The sequence below is a fragment of the Micromonospora sp. DT62 genome, assembly GCF_049847285.1.
GTDB lineage: Bacteria > Actinomycetota > Actinomycetes > Mycobacteriales > Micromonosporaceae > Micromonospora > Micromonospora reichwaldensis.
The window spans coordinates 1-219 of record NZ_JBNCOB010000086.1; the positions used below are offsets into that span (position 1 = coordinate 1).

1 protein-coding gene is annotated in these 219 nt (G+C 66.2%); it reads right to left on the reverse strand.

What is annotated here, in order from left to right:
- On the reverse strand, positions 1–219 hold a 219-nt coding region (locus ACPXCB_RS31615), incomplete at both ends, for a DDE-type integrase/transposase/recombinase (protein WP_425879788.1).

The window sequence follows — 219 nt, forward strand, 5'->3', positions numbered from 1 at the left end:
GAGTCGCCCTTGGAGCCGACCGAGGCGACGGCGCCTGCCTCGGCGAGGCGCTGGCTGTAGCGAATCGCTCGATACTGGACTCCCCTGTCCGAGTGATGGACCAGTTTGCGCAGGTCAGCGCCTTGATGTTCGCGGCGCCAGGTCGCCATTTTCAGCGCGTCGAGCGCCAGATCCGTGTAGAGCGACGTGGACACCTGCCAGCCGACGATCATGCGGGAG